The organism is Streptomyces sp. SUK 48, from assembly GCF_009650765.1.
In the GTDB taxonomy this organism is placed as follows: Bacteria; Actinomycetota; Actinomycetes; order Streptomycetales; family Streptomycetaceae; genus Streptomyces.
Genome location: NZ_CP045740.1, coordinates 3,320,779 through 3,338,648, shown reverse-complemented (window position 1 = coordinate 3,338,648; position 17,870 = coordinate 3,320,779). Strand labels below are relative to the sequence as shown.

The following is a 17,870-nucleotide window of genomic DNA, read 5'->3' as shown; positions in this document are numbered from 1 at the left end:
CCCAACACAGTCCACAGTCATGCGTCCAGCGGTCAGATTTTCTTCCCCTAACGGGCTGAACTTTTGTTGATCCAGGGGCAGTTGACCACCCGGGCGTCCTACCCTTCAGAGGGTGAAGCAATTGATGTCCCTAGAGCCCGAGTCCGGCCTCCCGGGGGATGTGCTCCCCGGCGTGCTGAGCGAGTCCCTGCACGCCGAACTGGTCGCCTTCCGCCGCGACTTGCACATGCACCCCGAGCTGGGCAACCAGGAGTTCCGCACGACCGCCGCGATCAAGGAGCGGCTGGAGAAGGCCGGGCTGCGCCCCCGCGTCCTCGCCACCGGAACCGGGCTCGTGTGCGACATCGGCGTAAAAGAGGGCGAGCGCCCCGTCGTACCGGTGCTGGCGCTGCGGGCCGACATCGACGCGCTGCCCATCCCGGACACCAAGACCGACTGCCCGTACCGCTCCACCGTGCCCGACCGCGCGCACGCCTGCGGCCACGACATGCACACCACCGTGGTGCTCGGCACCGGCCTCGTCCTCGCCGACCTGCACGAGAAGGGGCTGCTCCCCCGTCCCGTACGGCTGATCTTCCAGCCCGCCGAGGAGGTGCTGCCCGGCGGCGCCCTCGCCGCCATCGCGGACGGCGTGCTGAGCGGGGTCGGCCGGATCCTCGCCGTGCACTGCGACCCCCGCGTCGACGCCGGCCGCGTCGGGCTGCGGCACGGGCCCATCACCAGCGCCTGCGACCGCCTGGAGGTCGCCCTGGACGGCCCCGGCGGCCACACCGCCCGCCCGCACCTGACCACCGACCTGGTCACCGCCGCCGCCCGCGTCGCCGTCGACGTCCCCGCGTTGATCGCCCGCCGTGTCGACACCCGCGTCGGCCTCGCCCTCACCTGGGGCCGTATCGAGTCGGGCCACGCCCCGAACGTCGTACCGCAGCACGCCGAGCTCTCCGGCACCGTGCGCTGCCTGGACCTGGAGGCGTGGCGGCAGGCGCCCGACATCGTGCACGCGGCCATCGACGAGGTCGCCACCATGCACCGGGCCAAGTCGGAGATCAATTACGTACGGGGGGTGCCGCCCGTCGTCAACGACAAGGGCTCCGCCGACCTGCTGCGCCGCGCGATGGCCGCCCGCCGGGGCCGGGACTCGGTGGAGAGCACCGAGCAGAGCCTCGGCGGCGAGGACTTCTCCTGGTACCTGGAGCACGTCCCCGGCGCCATGGCTCGCCTCGGCGTCCGCCGCCCCGGCGAACGCACGGTGCGCGACCTGCACCAGGGCGACTTCGACGCCGACGAGCACGCCATCACGGTCGGCGTGGAGATGTTCACCGCGGCCGCGTTCCTGGACGACAACGACGGCTGACGGGACCGACGGAGCCGGCCCCGGGGAGACAGCCCGCGGCGGTGGCCGGCCCAGGCGGCGGGCGGGCAGCCCCGCCTGGGCCGGACGCTTCCACGGGTCCCGGCCCACCGCCGCCGCTCCGGCCCGCGTCTCGGCCGCACTCCGGCCCGCACTCCGGCCGCTTGCCCCGGCCTACGTCCCGGCCGCATCCCGGTCGTGCCCCTGCCGCCCCGCGCCCTTCCGTGCCCGTCAGCCCCACCGGTCCTGCCCCGCCGCCGCGCCCCCGCCCGCGCCTCGGGCCGCATCTCTGCCGCACCCCTCGCCCTGCGGTCTTCCCCGCCCGCCGGCCCCACAGGCCCGCCCGCCGCCGCGTCCCGGCCGCCACTCCGGCCGCGCCCCCGCACCCCCCGGGCCTTCCCCGCTCTCCCGCTCTCGCGCCCTCCCGTCCCAGGCCAGCCCTAGCCTCCCGCCCCGGCCCGCGCAACAGACCCGCAAGCCAATCGTTCGCCGGACGCAGCAGCCGCGTGAGAGGACTCGGGGAGCGAGTTCAGATGCTGTTTGCCTCGAATCGATAACGGCTTCGAGAGGGGGTTTTTTGCGACATCTACGCGCGTTACGATGCCGCGAAGCCGACGCCGCCGGGGTGTTCGGCTCAAGCGCCGACATGGCGCTCAGGTCAGGTGAAGGAGCCTTCCCGTGCGCCGGGTAGCCAAGCTTTCCGCTGCGTGTCTCGCCACCGCAGCCCTCGCCCTTTCCGCCACCGCGTGTGGCAAGACGTCCTCCGACGACGCCAGCTCTTCCTCTTCGGGTGGCGCCAAGGGCGGAATCAAGATCGGTCTCGCCTACGACGTCGGCGGCCGTGGTGACCGGTCCTTCAACGACTCCGCCGCGCGCGGTGCCGACAAGGCCGAGAAGCAGTTCGGCAGTTCCATCAAGGAGCTGACCGCGAAGACCTCGGACACCGAGGCCGACCGCGAGCAGCGCCTCCAGGACCTCGCGGATGCCGGTTACAACCCGATCGTCGCCGTGGGTTACGCCTACGCCCCGTCGGTGCAGAAGATCGCCGCGAAGTACCCGAAGACCAGCTTCGGCATCGTCGACTCGGTCGTGGATGGCAAGAACGTCGACAGCATCACCTTCACCGAGGAGCAGAGCTCCTACCTGGCCGGTGTCGCCGCCGCGCTGAAGACCAAGAAGACCCACGTGGGCTTCATCGGCGGCGTCGACAACCCGCTGATCAAGAAGTTCCAGGCCGGTTACGTGCAGGGCGTGCACGACACCAACCCCAAGGTGAAGGTCGACGTCCAGTACCTGAGCCACGGCCAGGACACCTCCGGCTTCTCCAGCCCGGACAAGGGCCAGCAGGCCGCCCAGGGCATGCTCGACAACGGCGCCGACGTCGTCTACTCCGCGGCCGGCTCCTCCGGCACCGGCGCCATCGAGGCCGTCAACGGCGTCAAGGGCGCCTGGGCGATCGGCGTGGACTCGGACCAGTACAACATCCCGGGCATGTCGAAGTACAAGAGCTCCATCCTGACCTCCGCGGTCAAGAACGTCGACGTCGGCGTCTTCGACTTCATCCAGTCCGTCAAGAACGGCAAGCCGCTCGCGGGCAACAACGTGTACTCGCTCGCCAAGGGCGGTGTCTCCCTGGCCACCAGCGGTGGCTACCTGAAGGACATCCAGCCCAAGCTGGACGCCGCGAAGCAGAACATCGTCGACGGCAAGATCAAGGTCAAGACCACCCCTTGATCCGGCCTGAGTGCCAGGCATCCGGCCTGAGCAGCAGGTAAGGGTCCGGCCCGACCGGACCTCGGCTCGGCGCGGGGAGCCGTTCGCGCTCCCTTCGCCGGGCCATAACAATGTGTCAACTCTACGCGTGTAGCTAAGAGTTGCCGCGCTAGCGTCGCCGACGCCTGCCCTCCCTCCCCTTACGCAGCCCCTTTCCCCGAGGAGAGTGCGCCATCAACGCGTCCAGCCCTCCCGCTGCCGTCGAACTGCGCGGCATCACCAAGCGTTTCCCCGGCGTCGTCGCCAACCGAGACATCGACATCACCGTCGCCAAGGGCACTGTCCATGCCCTGTGCGGTGAGAACGGCGCCGGCAAGTCCACCCTGATGAAGATCCTCTACGGTATGCAGCAGCCGGACGAGGGCACCATCACGATCGACGGCGACCGGGCCGTCCTGAGCAACCCCGGCGACGCCATCGCGCGCGGCATCGGCATGGTCCACCAGCACTTCATGCTCGCCGACAACCTCACCGTCCTGGAGAACGTCGTCCTCGGCGCCGAGAAGCTCCACGGCATCGGCGGCAAGGCCCGCGCGAAGATCAAGGAGATCTCCGACGCGTACGGCCTGAACGTGCGCCCCGACGTCCTCGTGGAGGCACTGGGCGTCGCCGACCGCCAGCGCGTGGAGATCCTCAAGGTCCTCTACCGCGGCGCCCGCACCCTCATCCTCGACGAGCCGACCGCCGTGCTCGTGCCGCAGGAGGTCGACGCGCTCTTCGACAACCTGCGCGAGCTGAAGGCCGAGGGCCTCACGGTCATCTTCATCTCCCACAAGCTGGGCGAGGTGCTGTCCGTCGCCGACGAGATCACCGTCATCCGGCGCGGTACGACGGTCGGCACCGCCGAGCCGGCCTCCACCACCCCCCGCCAGCTCGCGGAGATGATGGTCGGCAGCGAGCTGCCCACCCCGGAGACCGAGGAGTCCACGGTCACCGACGTCCCGATGCTCACCATCGAGGGCCTGCACCTGGGCCAGACCGACCTCGACGGCATCGAGCGCGTCATCCTCGACAAGGTCTCGCTGACCATCCACAAGGGCGAGGTCCTCGGCATCGCCGGTGTGGAGGGCAACGGCCAGTCCGAGCTGGTCGAGGCCATCATGGGCATGCGCCACCCGGACGCCGGGACCATCACCCTGGACGGCGCCGACATCTCCCAGCGCGCCACCCGGCAGCGCCGCGAGGCCGGCATCGGCTACATCCCCGAGGACCGCCACCGCCACGGCCTGCTGCTTGAAGCCCCGCTGTGGGAGAACCGCATCCTGGGCCACGTCACCGAGAAGCCCAACTCCCGCGGCGTCCTGCTCGACAACAAGGCCGCCCGTGCCGACACCGAGCGGATCGTGGCGTCGTACGACGTCCGCACCCCCGGCATCGACGTCACCGCGGCCTCGCTGTCCGGCGGCAACCAGCAGAAGCTGATCGTCGGCCGCGAGATGAGCCACGCCCCCAAGCTGCTCATCGCCGCCCACCCCACCCGCGGTGTGGACGTCGGCGCGCAGGCGGCCATCTGGGACCACATCCGCGAGGCCCGCCGCGAGGGCCTGGCCGTGCTGCTGATCTCCGCCGACCTGGACGAGCTGATCGGCCTGTCCGACACCCTGCGGGTGATGTACCGGGGCCGCCTGGTCGCCGACGCCGACCCCGCCACCATCACCCCCGAGGAGCTGGGCTCCGCCATGACCGGTGCGGCCACCGGCCACCTGGAGCACGCGGAGGACGACGCCCGATGAACAAGCTGACCTCACGGATCGACAAGGAGCGGCTGCTCCTCGGGATCGCGGCCCCGCTGCTCGCGATCGTCGCCGCGCTCGTCATCACCGCCCTGGTGATCCTCGCGACCGGCAAGAACCCGGGCCCCGCCTTCAGCGACATGATGACCTACGGCTTCGCCAGCGACAGCCAGGTCTACATCCTGAACAAGGCGACCACGTACTACCTCGCGGGCGTCTCGGTGGCCATCGGCTTCCGGATGAACCTGTTCAACATCGGTGTCGACGGCCAGTACCGGCTCGCCGCGTTCTTCGCCGCCGTCCTCGGCGGGGCGCTGACCCTGCCGGGCTGGCTCTCCATGCTGCTCATCCTGATCTGCGCCATGGCGACCGGCGCGGTGTGGGCGGCCATCGCCGGTGTCCTCAAGGTGACCCGGGGTGTCAGCGAGGTCATTTCGACGATCATGCTGAACTCGATCGCCACCGCGATCATCGGCTACCTGCTCCAGCCCGGCAAGCTCGCCCACCTCTACCAGGGCGGCACCGTCGTCGCGACCAGGCCGCTCCCGTCGGCCTCGCACTTCTTCCTGATCAACACCGGTCCGGGCGGCGACCTGGATGGCTTCATCGTCGTCGCCGTGCTCGTCGGCATCGCCTACTGGTTCGTCCTCGGCCGCACCCGCTTCGGCTACGACCTGCGCACCGTCGGCCAGTCCGAGAGCGCGGCCACCGCGAGCGGTGTCTCGGTGAAGAAGATGGTCGTCACCAGCATGATCATCTCGGGTGCGGCGGCCGGTCTGATCGGCATGCCGACCCTGCTCAACGAGAGCTACCAGTTCAGCAGCGACTTCCCGACCGGTATCGCCTTCACCGGCATCGCCATCGCGCTGCTCGGCCGCAACAACCCGATCGGTATCGCGCTCGGCGCCCTGCTGTGGGGCTTCCTGGAGCGCACCACCAACCACCTGGAGTTCCAGGGCTACGACAAGGAGATCCTCGGCGTGATCCAGGGCGTCATCGTCCTGTGCGTCGTGATCGCCTACGAGGTCGTGCGCCGCTACGGCCTCAAGCGCCAGCAGCAGAAGGTCGGCGCCGAACTCGCCGCCCAGGCCGCCGCCCCGACGAAGAAGCTGGAGGTGGCGTGATGACTGCCACGATGACCGACGCGCCGCCGCCGGCGGCGCCCAAGGCCGCGGGCGCCGGGGCGCCCAAGGGTTCGAGCCGCTCCCTCGGCCAGATCCTGGTGCTCGTCGCGGGCGGCCTGCTGCTCCTGGCCGCGGTCCGGGTGATCACCGGCTCGCAGGACCTGGACTCCGCGGGCCAGGTCAGCGCCGCCCTCGGGCTCGCCGTGCCGATCGGCCTCGCCGGTCTCGCCGGTCTGTGGTCGGAGCGGGCCGGCGTGGTCAACATCGGCCTCGAAGGCATGATGATCCTCGGCACCTTCGGCGCCGGCTGGGCCGGCTGGCAGTCCAGCCCCTGGCTCGGCCTGCTGTGCGGCATCGGCTTCGGTGTCCTCGGCGGTCTGGTGCACGCGGTCGCCACCATCACCTTCGGCGTCGACCACATCGTCTCCGGTGTCGCGCTCAACCTGCTCGCGCTGGGTGCCACCCAGTACCTCGCCAAGCTGAGCTTCACCGGCGACGCCGCGGCCAACGCGGGCGGCAACCCCAAGCAGTCCCCGCCCGCGGACGCCCTGCCGGACATCACGATCCCCGGTCTGTCCGACGGCCTCCAGACGCTGGAGCAGCACCACTGGTTCCTGGTCTCCGACCTCGCCGGCGTCATCGGCGGCCTGGTCACCCACCTGTCCGTGGTGACCATCCTGGCCGCGGCCCTGTTCGTGGGCAGCTGGTGGCTGCTGTGGCGCACCCCCTTCGGGCTGCGGCTGCGCTCCTGCGGCGAGAACCCGGTCGCGGCGGAGTCGCTGGGCGTCAACGTGTACACCTACAAGTACGCGGCCGTGGCCGTCTCCGGCGGTCTCGCCGGTCTCGGCGGCGCCTTCCTCGCGCTGGTCACCTCGCACACCTACCTGGAGGGCCAGACCGGCGGCCGCGGCTACATCGGTCTCGCCGCGATGATCTTCGGCAACTGGCGGCCGGGCGGCCTCGCGATGGGCGCGGGCCTGTTCGGCTACTCCGACGCCCTCCAGCTGCGCAACGGCGGTACGACCGTGCACGCGCTGCTGCTCCTGCTGGTCGTCCTGCTCGTCGCCCTGGCCGCCTGGAAGGTGTACCGCAAGGCCGCCTGGCACGGCGCGATCAGCCTGGTCGTGGCGGCGGTCGTCCTGGTCTGGTACCTGTTCACCGACGAGGTGCCGAGCGACTTCGTGGGCGCCACGCCGTACGTCGTCACGCTGCTGGTGCTGTCGCTGTCCGCGCAGCGCCTGCGGATGCCGAAGGCGGACGGCATGCGGTACCGGAAGGGCCAGGGCAAGTGACGAAGAACGCGGCCGGATTCGACTGGGAGGCGCTGCGCGCCGAGGCCCGGGAGGCGATGGCGCACGCCTACGCCCCCTACTCCGGCTACCCGGTCGGCGCGGCCGCCCTGGCCGACGACGGCCGCACCGTCACCGGCTGCAATGTCGAGAACGCCTCGTACGGCCTCGGCCTGTGCGCGGAGTGCGGCCTGGTATCGCAGCTCCAGCGCACCGGCGGCGGCCGGCTGACGCACTTCACCTGCGTGGACGGCGAGGGCGCGCTCCTCGTGCCGTGCGGGCGCTGCCGTCAGCTGCTGTTCGAGTTCGGCGGCCCGGAACTGCTCCTGGACACCCCCGCGGGCGTCCTGCCGCTGTCCGAGATGCTGCCCCAGGCGTTCGGCCCGGACCATCTCACCAAGTAATTCCCGTACGGCCCTCCTGCCGCGCCCGCGCGCAGGGGGGCCGTACTCCTTGCACCTCCCGGAAGGAAGCCACCAGCCATGGCCATGGACGCCATCTCCGTCATCCGCACCAAGCGGGACCGCGGCGAGCTGACCGACGCGCAGATCGACTGGGTCATCGACGCGTACACGCGCGGCGAGGTCGCCGACGAGCAGATGTCCGCGCTCGCCATGGCGATCCTGCTCAACGGCATGGACCGGCGGGAGATCGCCCGCTGGACGGCGGCCATGATCGCCTCCGGCGAGCGCATGGACTTCTCGGCGCTGTCCCGCCCGACCGCCGACAAGCACTCCACCGGCGGCGTCGGCGACAAGATCACCCTGCCGCTGGCCCCGCTGGTCGCGGCCTGCGGCGCGGCCGTGCCGCAGCTGTCCGGCCGGGGTCTCGGCCACACCGGCGGCACCCTGGACAAGCTGGAGTCCATCCCCGGCTGGCGCGCGCTGCTCTCCAACGAGGAGATGCTGAACGTGCTCGACGGCGTCGGCGCGGTGATCTGCGCGGCGGGCGACGGTCTCGCCCCCGCGGACAAGAAGCTCTACGCCCTGCGCGACGTCACCGCCACGGTCGAGGCCATCCCGCTGATCGCCTCCTCCATCATGTCCAAGAAGATCGCCGAGGGCACGGGCTCGCTGGTGCTGGACGTGAAGGTCGGCACCGGCGCCTTCATGAAGAACCTGGCGGACGCCCGTGAACTGGCCTCCACCATGGTGGGCCTGGGCACCGACCACGGCGTGCGCACGGTCGCGCTGCTCACCGACATGTCCACCCCGCTCGGCCTCACCGCGGGCAACGCGCTGGAGGTCCGCGAGTCGGTGGAGGTCCTCGCGGGCGGCGGCCCGGTGGACGTCGTCGAGCTGACCCTCGCCCTGGCCCGGGAGATGCTGGACGCGGCGGGTCTGAAGGACGCCGACCCGGCGAAGGCGCTGGCCGACGGCTCGGCGATGGACGCCTGGCGCCGGATGATCGCGGCCCAGGGCGGCGACCCGGACGCGGCGCTGCCCACCTCCCGCGAGCAGCACGTGGTCACGGCCCCCTCCTCGGGCGTCCTGACCCGCCTGGACGCCTACGACATCGGCATCGGCGCCTGGCGCCTCGGCGCGGGCCGCGCCCGCAAGGAGGACCCGGTGCAGGCGGCCGCCGGCATCGAACTCCACGCCAAGCCGGGCGACACCGTCACCGCGGGCCAGCCCCTGCTGACCTTGCACACGGACACCCCCGAGCGCTTCGACTACGCCCTGGAGGCCGTGTCGGGCTCCTACGACATCGCCGCCGAGGGCACGGCGTTCTCGGCGACGCCGGTGGTGCTGGAACGTATCGCCTGACCTGCGATTCCCTCATAAGGGCGAACGGGACCGGTGGACCTGCACCGGTCCCGTTCGGCATGCCGGGACCGGTGACGCACCGATAGGAGATCGCCAACGACATCGCTGACCTTGTGCAGCGGAGCCTGTACGAGGTGATCCCCAAGAACGAACTCGTCGTGGAAATCACCTCCAGGGCGAATGCCGGGAACGATCGGATCAAGAAGGCGGCCGGGTACGCGCAGGCGGGAGTTCCGCTCTGTCTCCTCATCGACGACTGGGCCCCGGGCGGACCCACGATCACGCTGTACGGCGAACCGCGGGGCGACGTCTACCGAGTCCCGCGCGCTGTGAAGTTCGGGGATCGGATCGCTCTGCCCGAGCCGTTCGACGTGACCATCGACACCGCCGAATTCCCGGTCGGCCGACCCTTACCCCAGCACCGCCGCCACCCCCACCAGCACCGGTACCGAGACCACCGTCGACAGCAGGATCGACTCGCGGGCCAGGGACTGGGCGACGTGGTAGCGGTTGGCGTAGGTGAAGAGGTTCTGGGCGGCGGGGAGGGCGGAGGTGACGACGACGTCGAGGAGGGGGGCGCCGTGCAGGTGGAAGAGGCAGACGGCGAGGGTCCAGGCGGCCAGGGGCTGGCCCAGGGATTTCAACGCCACCGAGAGCAGGACCAGTTGGCGGTCCCGGCCGCGCCAGGGGGCCGCGCTGCCGTGCAGGGACATGCCGAAGGTCAGCAGGGCCGCGGGGACGGACATGTTGCCGATCAGGGTGAGCGGGTCCATCACCGGGCCGGGCAGCTTCCAGCCCGCCGCGGCGACCACCACGCCGGACAGTGAGCCCACCGCGATCGGATTGCGCAGCGGGGTCAGCAGCCGCTGCCCGAGTGTGCCCTTCTCGCCCGTGCCGGACAGGTCGAGGACGGTCAGCGCGATCGGCGTGACCAGGACGACCTGGAAGAGCAGCACCGGCGCCACCAAAGACGCGTCGCCCAGCACGTACGCGGCGATCGGGATGCCGAGGTTGCCCGAGTTGACGTAACCGGAGCACAGCGCGCCGATCGTCGTACGGCCGACCCCCCACCCGCGGACCACCCCCGCCGCCACGAACACGGCCGAGACCGCCGCCGTGGCCAGCGCCGTCACCAGCAGGCGGGCGGAGAAGAGCACCGACAGGTCGGCCCTGGCCAGGGTGGTGAACAGCAGCGCGGGACCGGCCACCGTGAACGCCAGCCGGGTCAGTACGTCCATGCCCTGCGCGCCGAGCGTGCTGCGCCGCCCGAGGACGTAGCCCACCCCGATGACGATCGCGATCACCGCGAACCCGCTCAGTACCCCCGTCACGGCCTCAACCCTCCAGCGTGGCGGAAGAGTTGGTCAATGTGATTCATGTGATGCCGGTGGTTTCCGGCGGGGCGCGGCGGTGCGATGAGTTGTGCCCGCGGCGGCCGTCTATCCCGGTGTGGACACCGAGGAACCTCCCGTGCTGGTGCTGCCCCGGGCCGCCGGCCGCGGCGAGACACCGGCGCTCTGCGACGCCGTACGGTCCGCGCTGGAGCGCACCGGCGCCCGCGTCGTCATCTGCGACACGGCCGCGTTCGGACCGCCGGGGCTCGCCCAGGTGGACCTGCTGGCCCGCCTGGATCTCGCCGCCCGCCGCTCCGGCGGCCGCATCCGGCTGCGCGCCCCCGCCCCGGCGCTACGCGCGCTCCTCGCCGCCGTGGGACTCCGCTTCCAGCTGGAGGGGCAGCCCGAAGAGGGGGAACCAGCGCCGGGTGTCGAGGAAGCAGTGGAAACCGGTGATCCGGCCCTCTGACAGCTCCAGCACCTGCACCGCCCACGGGCTGAACCCGCCGTTCTCCGGGTCCGGCTTGTAGTGCGCGAAGGCGGGCAGTCCGTTCGCCCGCACCGGCACCAGCCGGGAACCGGCGCAGGACGCGCCGATCGTGGACATGAAACCGGTGATGTCGGCCGGGCCGCGCAGCCAGAGGTCGAACGGCGGCATCGTCATGGCCGCGTCCTCGTGCAGCAGCGCCGTCAGCGCCGCCATGTCGTACCCCTCGAACGCCTTCACATAGCGTTCCAGCAGCTTCTGCTGCTCCTCGTCCAGCGGATCGCAGACCTCGCCCGCGGTGCCCGCGGCCGCCCGCTCGGCCAGCGTGGCCCGCGCCCGCTGCAACGCGCTGTTGACCGAGGCGACCGAGGTGTCCAGCAGCTCGGCGACCTCGCTCGCCCGCCACGCCAGCACCTCGCGCAGGATCAGCACCGCCCGCTGCTTGGGCGGCAGTTGCTGGAGCGCGGCCATGAACGCCAGCCGGATCGACTCCTTGGCCACCGCCGCCTCCGCCGGATCGTCCACCGCGGGCAGCACCCGTGCGTCCGGCACCGGCTCCAGCCAGGTGTGGTCCGGACGCGGGGACAGCGCCGCCCGCGCGAGCGGGGTCGCGTCGGTCAGATCCATCGGCCGGGCCCGCTTGCCGCCCGCCGTCAGCATGTCCAGGCATACGTTCGTCGCGATCCGGTACAGCCACGAGCGCAGCGAGGACCGCCCCTCGAACCTCTCGTGCCCCCGCCAGGCCCGCACCAGGGTGTCCTGCACCGCGTCCTCCGCCTCGAAGGCGGAGCCGAGCATCCGGTAGCAGTACCCGGTCAGCTCGGTCCGGTGCTTCTCCAGCGCGACATCGATCCCCGCCGTCGCGGTGTCCTCACCCATCGCCCACCCACCCTGCGGCCGTCCCGTACGCGCCTTCACGCCCAGTACGTCGCAAGCTACCGCAGCCCACTGACAATGACCGCCGGAGCGAGAAGGAGCGAGAAAGTGACCGGATTGGGTCCGATCGTGATCGGTTCTGGATGCGCCGGAGGGGCACGGGACCGTACGGCCCGTACCCCTCAGGGACGCGTCAGATACGCGGGAGACTCAGTGCGCCGCGACCGGCCGCGCCGCCACCCGTGCCGCCCGCGAGCCCAGCACCGTGATGGTCACGACGCCCAGCACGGCCAGCAGGCCGACGGTCACCGTGCCCGGCCAGCCGTTCGCGTGGAAGGCCAGGGCGCCGACCGTGCTGCCGACGCTGGAGCCGATGTAGTAGGCGGACTGGTAGAGCGCGGACGCCTGGGCGCGGCCGTGGGTGGCGGTCTTGCTGACGGCCGAGGAGGCGACCGCGTGACCCGCGAAGAAGCCCGCGGTGATCAGCACCAGGCCGAGCAGGACGAGAGGGAGGGACGCGGCGAGGGAGAGCAGCAGGCCCGCCGTCGTCGTACCGCCCGCCAGGTACAGCGCGCCGCGGCGGCCGAGCCGGCCCACCAGGCGGCCCGCCGTGGACGCCGAGACGGTGCCCACCAGGTAGACCAGGAAGATCGAGCCCACGATGCCCTGCGGCAGTCCGAACGGCGCGCCCGTCAGGCGGTAGCCGATCACCGTGTACACACCGCCGAACACCGTCATGAACAGCGCGCCGATCGCGTACAGGCGGCGCAGCAGCGGGTCGGAGAGGTGGGTGCGGACCGTGCCGAGCAGCACCCGCGGGCGCAGCGAGCCCGCCGTGAAGTGCCGCGGCGCCGGCAGCAGCAGCCGGAACGCCACCGCGCACCCGACCGCGATCACCCCGATGACGCCGACCGACACCCGCCAGCCCCACATCTGCGCCACCCAGCCGGTGATCACCCGGCCGCTCATGCCGCCCACGCTGTTGCCCGCCACGAACAGGCCGATCGCGGTGACCAGCGCGCGCGGGCGCACCTCCTCGGCCAGATACGCCTGCGCCGAGGCCGGCAGCCCGGCGAGGGCCGCGCCCTGCACCGCGCGCAGCGCGACCAGCGCGCCGATCGACGGCGCGAAGGGCACCAGCAGACCGACGGCCACCGCGACCGCCAGCGAAGCCGTCATCACCGTACGACGCCCGAAGCGCTCCGACAGGGCGCTCATCGGCAGCACGAACAGCGCGAGCCCGCCGGTCGCGGCCGCCACCGTCCAGCTCGCCTCGCTCGCCGCGACCCCGAAGTCGTCGGAGATCAGCGGCAGCAGGGCCTGGGTGGAGTAGAGAAGGGCGAAGGTCGCGACCCCGGCGAGGAAGAGGGCGAAGCTCATCCGGCGGTAGCCGGGGCCGCCCGGGGTCAGCCGGGTGTCGGGGGAGGGGGTGCTGACGGGGGACGCGGCGTCCAGGGTGGCGGACGCCCCGGTACTTGCGGGAGACATGCTTCGACCGTAGGGACACTCCCCTCATCCGTCCAATGCATGGAATCGCCATAATCGTTCCCATGGAGCATCAGCGAAGGTCAGCGGCCCGCCTGTCACCATCCGGTGACACAGAAGACATGGCGCTGTTGCTGGCGCCCCGCCTCGCCTGCTTCGCCGGCGTGGCCCGCCACGAGCACGTCACCCGCGCCGCCCAGGAGCTGAACGTCCCCCAGTCCACCCTCTCCCGCGCGATGGCCCGCCTGGAGCAGGACCTCGGGGTGGAACTGTTCGCCCGCCGCGGCCGCACCCTCGTCCTCACCACCGCCGGCCGCACCTTCCTCGCCTCCGTCGAACGCGCCCTCGGCGAGGTGGAACGCGCCGCCGAGGAGGTCCGCGCCGACGCCGACCCCGCCACCGGCAAGGTCGCCTTCGGGTTCCTGCACACCATGGGCGCCGAGACCGTGCCCGGACTGCTGGGCGCCTTCCGTGCCGAGCACCCGCGCATCCGCTTCAGCCTCGTCCAGAACTACGGCGAGGCCATGCTGGAGGGCATGCGCGCGGGCCGCCTCGACCTCTGCCTGACCTCGCCCGTCCCGGACGCCCCCGACCTCGTCGTCCGCCGCCTGGACGAGCAGAAGCTCCGCCTCGTCGTGCCCGCCGAGCACCGGCTCGCGGGCCGCCGCCGGATCCGGCTGGCCGAGGCCGCCGAGGAGAACTTCGTGACCCTGGAACCCGGCTACGGCCTGCGGCGGATCACCGACGCCCTGTGCCGGGAGGCCGGATTCGCGCCCCGGATCGCCTTCGAGGGGGAGGAGGCCGAGACGCTGCGCGGCCTGGTCGCGGCCGGGCTCGGGGTCGCGCTGCTGCCGCCGCCGACGGTGCCGAGACCCGGCGTGGTGGAGCTGACCGTCACCGCGCCCCGCGCCGTGCGCGAGATCGGCGTCGCCTGGCCGGCCGACCGCCCGGACACCCCGCCGGTCGCCGCCTTCAAGAAGTTCCTGCTGTCGCGGCGCGGCAACCTGCTCCTCTCCTGAACCCCCTTACGGGGCCAGCTGGTTCACCGCCGCCGCAGCGACGTGCCGAACCCCACCGCCAGCGGCATCCGCAGCCCGATCGGCGGCGGCGCCGCCAGCGCGTCCTCGACCGGCCGGGACACCGGGTGCCCGAACAGCGCGCCCCGCATGAAGTCGGCGGCCAGGCACTCCACTTCGTCCCGGTGGCCGTGCAGCCGGTGTCCGTCGGAGTGCACCTCGAACCGGCACACCTCCCGGTTCACCTTCTTCGCCCGCGCCGCGAGCCGGAACGACAGCTCCGGGTCGCTGCGCTCGTCGTTCGTGCCGTGCACGATCAGCACCCGCCGCCCCACCAGCTGCTTCACCGGCTCGACGGGCGCGGCCACGTCCTCCTCGGGCAGCCAAGGGGCGAGCGCCACCACCGAGTTGACGGCCTCGTGCCCGCCCGCGCGCAGCGCCGCCCGGCCGCCCATGCCGACGCCGACCAGGCACACCGGGACATCCCCGTACCGCCGTACGATCTCGTCCGCCGCCCATTGAGCGTCGGCGGCCAGATGCGCCTCGCTGCCGTTCCAGCCCCGGTACCGGTAGCGGACGGTGTGGACGGCCAGCCCCTCGCCCTTTCCGGTACGGACCAACCGCCGGCCCAGCGAGCGCACGAACACCGTCGTCCCCATCGGAGACGGCCTGCGCGCGGAGACCTCCTCCCCGCCGGGCAGCAGCAGCACCGCCCCGCACACCGAGTCCGGTACCGTCCCGACCGCCCTGCCCAGCCCGGCCGTTCGGACCGGCGTCGCTTGCTGTCCCATGACAGAACAGTGTCAGAAGCCGCGGTGTACGAAACCCGTCCGCGCGGTCACCGTTGGGTCTCGACGTAAAGGAGACGGAAAGCAGACGGAAAACGTCCGGCCGCGTCCGCTCACCGGGCCGGAGCTTTCTACGCGCGTAGGCAGTACAGTGCGGAAATGACGAGCCAGACTGCACCGAAGGGGACCGTCCCGGCGAATGCCGCCGGGCATGTACCGACGCCGGACCAGATCCGCCGGGCGCCCAAGGTTCTGCTGCACGATCATCTGGACGGCGGGCTGCGGCCCAAAACCGTCGTCGAACTCGCCCGGGACGCCGGGTACCCGGAGCTTCCCGAGACCGATCCCGAAAAACTGGGGATCTGGTTCCACGAGGCCGCCGACTCAGGGTCGCTGGAACGCTATCTGGAGACCTTCCGGCACACCGTCGGCGTGATGCAGACCCGGGAGGCCCTCGTCCGGGTCGCCCGGGAGTGTGCCGAGGACCTCGCCGAGGACGGGGTGGTCTACGCCGAGGTGCGCTATGCGCCCGAGCAGCACCTGGAGCGGGGGCTGACCCTGGAGGAGGTCGTCGAGGCGGTCGACGAGGGGTTCCGGCAGGGTGAGCGGCTCGCCCGGGAGAACGGGCACCGGATCCGGGTCGGCGCCCTGCTCACCGCGATGCGGCACGCGGCCCGCTCCCTGGAGATCGCCGAACTCGCCAACCGCTACCGGGACTCCGGCGTCGTCGGCTTCGACATCGCCGGCGCCGAGGCCGGGCACCCGCCCACCCGGCACCTGGACGCCTTCGAGTACCTCAAGCGCGAGAACAACCACTTCACCATCCACGCCGGGGAAGCCTTCGGACTGCCGTCCATCTGGCAGGCGTTGCAGTGGTGCGGCGCCGACCGGCTCGGGCACGGGGTGCGGATCATCGACGACATCGAGGTCGGGCCGGACGGGTCGGTGCGGCTCGGGCGGCTCGCGTCCTACGTCCGGGACAAGCGGATCCCGCTGGAACTGTGCCCCAGTTCCAATCTCCAGACGGGGGCCGCGTCCTCCTACGCCGAGCATCCGATCGGACTGCTGCGCAAGCTGCTGTTCCGGGCCACGGTTAATACCGACAATCGTCTTATGTCGCACACCAGCATGAGCCAGGAGTTCGAGCATCTTGTCGACGCGTTCGGTTATACGCTCGACGACCTTCAATGGTTCTCTGTCAATGGGATGAAATCAGCGTTCATTCCTTTCGATGAACGTCTTGCGATGATCAATGACGTCATCAAGCCCGGATACGCCGAACTGAAATCCGAATGGCTGTTTCGCCACACGCCTCCCACCAGCGGTTCTGTGAGTTCCGGGGGGTGAGCTGACGCCGCTCGCGGTACGGAATGCGGACGCGCTTTCGCGAGGCGTCCGCATTTTGGTGATTGCGGGTCGGGGTGCGGCGCGTTTACGGTCATGGACCGCTCCTGAAGTTTTCCGTCTCCGCATTCAAGGACGCATTCACCATGAAGCAGTCTGCCGTCAAGACCCTCGGTGTCGCCGCCCTCGGTGCCGCCTTCGCCGCCGTCGGCGCGGGCGCCGCCAACGCGGCCCCCGCCGCTCCCGACGCCACGCAGGTCGCCAAGGCGCTGCCGGGGACCGTCGAGGGGCTCACCCAGGGGCAGGGCGCCGTGGCCTCCGGCGTGGCCGCCGCGAAGCCGGCCGTGCAGCGTGTGCTCGCGCAGGGGCCGACCGGGCTGCTCGGCGGACTGCCGCTCGGCAGCACGGGCCTGCCCACCCACGGCATGGGCGTCAACGGGATCCCGCTCGGCTGACGCCACCACCCCGACGCCGCCGCGGTGTTCCGGCTCCGACCGGAGCGCCCCGGCGGCGCGGTGCGTCACCAGTTGCCGACGCGGGCCTTGTCCTCGGACGGCAGCAGGATCCACAGGGCTATGTAGAGCAGGAACTGAGGACCCGGCAGCAGACAGGACAGCACGAAGATCACGCGCATCGTGGTGGCGGAGGTACCGAAGCGGCGGGCCAGGCCCGCGCACACTCCGCCGATCATGCGGCCGTGGGTGGGTCGGGCAAGGGCGGTCATGGTTTCCTCCGTGGTCGTCGGCCTGATCGTCGGTCTGCTCGATCAGCTGTCTACGACGATACGGACACGAAGGGGATGAAGCGTCACTCTAAGGAGCGATTCCGACCCTGGGAATCGTCGGGGTCCGCCCCTGAGAAAGCCCCTCCTGAAAGCTGACCGGCTCCGCCTCCAGACCCTCGTGCACCCGCTCCCACCTGCGCAGACGCGCACGGGCCGCCGGTACGACGAGCAGATGGGCCAGGATCGCCCCGGCCGTGTTCAGCAGCAGCGAGTCGACGTCCACCACCCGGCCCGGCACCCCGGTCTGCAGCAGGGCGATGCCGAGCGAGATCAGGCAGACCGCGGCGGCGGTGCGCAGCAGCGAGGCGAGCGGGGAGACGGTGAGCCGTCCGTGCGCCATCGGCAGCAGCACCCCGAGCGGCGCGAGCAGCGCGAGCCCCTCACCGAGCGGCTTCACCGCGCCCGGCCACCCGAGCGCCAGGTCGGCGCGGATACCGGCCAGGGGGTGCAGGTTGGGCGGTGTCACCCAGGGCACGTCCAGTGGCCGCAGCATCAGCCAGGCGACGAAGACGATGTCGGCGAGGAGGAGGATGCCCCCTGCCGTCCGGACGCGGATGGCGGCGACGCCGCCGAAGTCCTCTTGACCCTGCACGCCCCCCAAGACGCGCGGGTTCGTACGATCGGTTCCGCATCCGGATGTGAGCCGGTCCTCGAACGTCCGGTCGAGTCGAAGAAAGGGCCGCGCCGCGCGCCGCATGAAGCGCCCCGCCGCCTTGAGCC

The 17,870-nt window shown here is 71.5% G+C and carries 17 protein-coding genes and 1 pseudogene; 12 read left to right on the top strand and 6 right to left on the bottom strand.

Features of this window, described 5'->3' with window-relative positions; translation table 11 throughout:
- Positions 1-124: 124 nt before the first annotated feature.
- The 8 genes and pseudogenes from GHR20_RS14145 to GHR20_RS14110 all read left to right on the top strand — a co-directional run.
- Complete coding sequence (locus tag GHR20_RS14145; RefSeq protein WP_181516668.1) at positions 125-1,354, top strand: amidohydrolase; 1,230 nt, start codon at positions 125-127, stop codon at positions 1,352-1,354.
- A 675-nt stretch (positions 1,355-2,029) separates the two neighbouring features.
- Positions 2,030-3,085: a BMP family ABC transporter substrate-binding protein gene (locus GHR20_RS14140; RefSeq protein ID WP_153813370.1), complete on the top strand. Its 1,056-nt coding sequence runs from the start codon at positions 2,030-2,032 to the stop codon at positions 3,083-3,085.
- A gap of 245 nt (positions 3,086-3,330) precedes the next feature.
- Positions 3,331-4,857 (top strand): ABC transporter ATP-binding protein, encoded by a 1,527-nt coding sequence (locus tag GHR20_RS14135; RefSeq protein ID WP_243878347.1) that lies wholly within the window; start codon positions 3,331-3,333, stop codon positions 4,855-4,857.
- Positions 4,854-5,981, top strand: a complete 1,128-nt coding sequence (locus GHR20_RS14130; RefSeq protein ID WP_148026645.1) for an ABC transporter permease — start codon at positions 4,854-4,856, stop codon at positions 5,979-5,981. Before GHR20_RS14135 ends, GHR20_RS14130 begins: the two co-directional genes overlap by 4 nt.
- Positions 5,981-7,273 (top strand): ABC transporter permease, encoded by a 1,293-nt coding sequence (locus tag GHR20_RS14125; RefSeq protein ID WP_153813368.1) that lies wholly within the window; start codon positions 5,981-5,983, stop codon positions 7,271-7,273. Before GHR20_RS14130 ends, GHR20_RS14125 begins: the two co-directional genes overlap by 1 nt.
- Positions 7,270-7,674 carry a cytidine deaminase gene (locus GHR20_RS14120; protein ID WP_111586671.1) on the top strand — a complete coding sequence of 135 codons (405 nt, stop codon included), beginning with the start codon at positions 7,270-7,272 and terminating at the stop codon, positions 7,672-7,674. Before GHR20_RS14125 ends, GHR20_RS14120 begins: the two co-directional genes overlap by 4 nt.
- Positions 7,675-7,752: 78 nt before the next feature.
- A complete protein-coding gene (locus GHR20_RS14115) occupies positions 7,753-9,036 on the top strand; it encodes a thymidine phosphorylase (protein WP_153813367.1) in 1,284 nt (427 codons plus the stop codon).
- A gap of 149 nt (positions 9,037-9,185) precedes the next feature.
- Positions 9,186-9,437 (top strand): annotated as a pseudogene (locus GHR20_RS14110) (Uma2 family endonuclease); the annotation flags it as partial.
- A 9-nt stretch (positions 9,438-9,446) separates the two neighbouring features.
- Here GHR20_RS14110 and GHR20_RS14105 read toward each other — a convergent pair.
- On the bottom strand, positions 9,447-10,367 hold the full coding sequence (locus GHR20_RS14105; protein ID WP_153813366.1) for an AEC family transporter: 921 nt from the start codon (positions 10,365-10,367) through the stop codon (positions 9,447-9,449).
- 139 nt (positions 10,368-10,506) lie between these two features.
- Between GHR20_RS14105 and GHR20_RS14100 the strand changes: the two genes are divergently transcribed.
- Positions 10,507-10,839, top strand: a complete 333-nt coding sequence (locus GHR20_RS14100; RefSeq protein ID WP_243878346.1) for an STAS domain-containing protein — start codon at positions 10,507-10,509, stop codon at positions 10,837-10,839.
- On the opposite strand, the gene GHR20_RS14095 is transcribed toward GHR20_RS14100, so the two are convergent.
- Both GHR20_RS14095 and GHR20_RS14090 read right to left on the bottom strand, forming a co-directional pair.
- Complete coding sequence (locus GHR20_RS14095) at positions 10,723-11,736, bottom strand: sigma-70 family RNA polymerase sigma factor (RefSeq protein WP_153813365.1); 1,014 nt, start codon at positions 11,734-11,736, stop codon at positions 10,723-10,725. The genes GHR20_RS14100 and GHR20_RS14095 overlap by 117 nt on opposite strands.
- A gap of 207 nt (positions 11,737-11,943) precedes the next feature.
- Positions 11,944-13,221, bottom strand: coding sequence for an MFS transporter (locus GHR20_RS14090; RefSeq protein WP_153813364.1), 1,278 nt, complete (start codon positions 13,219-13,221; stop codon positions 11,944-11,946).
- Between the two features lie 62 nt (positions 13,222-13,283).
- Here GHR20_RS14090 and GHR20_RS14085 point away from each other — a divergent pair, with 62 nt between their 5' ends.
- Entirely contained in the window at positions 13,284-14,237 is a 954-nt protein-coding gene (locus GHR20_RS14085) for a LysR family transcriptional regulator (protein ID WP_153813363.1), read from the top strand.
- 23 nt (positions 14,238-14,260) lie between these two features.
- On the opposite strand, the gene GHR20_RS14080 is transcribed toward GHR20_RS14085, so the two are convergent.
- Complete coding sequence (locus GHR20_RS14080; RefSeq protein ID WP_148026650.1) at positions 14,261-15,025, bottom strand: alpha/beta hydrolase; 765 nt, start codon at positions 15,023-15,025, stop codon at positions 14,261-14,263.
- Positions 15,026-15,181: 156 nt separating this feature from the next.
- Here GHR20_RS14080 and GHR20_RS14075 point away from each other — a divergent pair, with 156 nt between their 5' ends.
- Both GHR20_RS14075 and GHR20_RS14070 read left to right on the top strand, forming a co-directional pair.
- The gene (locus tag GHR20_RS14075; RefSeq protein WP_153813362.1) at positions 15,182-16,369 is read left to right on the top strand and encodes an adenosine deaminase; all 1,188 of its coding nucleotides are present in this window, start codon (positions 15,182-15,184) and stop codon (positions 16,367-16,369) included.
- A gap of 143 nt (positions 16,370-16,512) precedes the next feature.
- Positions 16,513-16,821, top strand: a complete 309-nt coding sequence (locus tag GHR20_RS14070; RefSeq protein WP_153813361.1) for an ATP-binding protein — start codon at positions 16,513-16,515, stop codon at positions 16,819-16,821.
- Positions 16,822-16,886: 65 nt separating this feature from the next.
- Here GHR20_RS14070 and GHR20_RS14065 read toward each other — a convergent pair whose 3' ends face one another.
- Both GHR20_RS14065 and GHR20_RS14060 read right to left on the bottom strand, forming a co-directional pair.
- A complete protein-coding gene (locus GHR20_RS14065; protein ID WP_153813360.1) occupies positions 16,887-17,090 on the bottom strand; it encodes a PspC domain-containing protein in 204 nt (67 codons plus the stop codon).
- A gap of 88 nt (positions 17,091-17,178) precedes the next feature.
- Positions 17,179-17,742 carry a VanZ family protein gene (locus tag GHR20_RS14060; protein WP_241670894.1) on the bottom strand — a complete coding sequence of 188 codons (564 nt, stop codon included), beginning with the start codon at positions 17,740-17,742 and terminating at the stop codon, positions 17,179-17,181.
- Positions 17,743-17,870 lie beyond the last annotated feature (128 nt).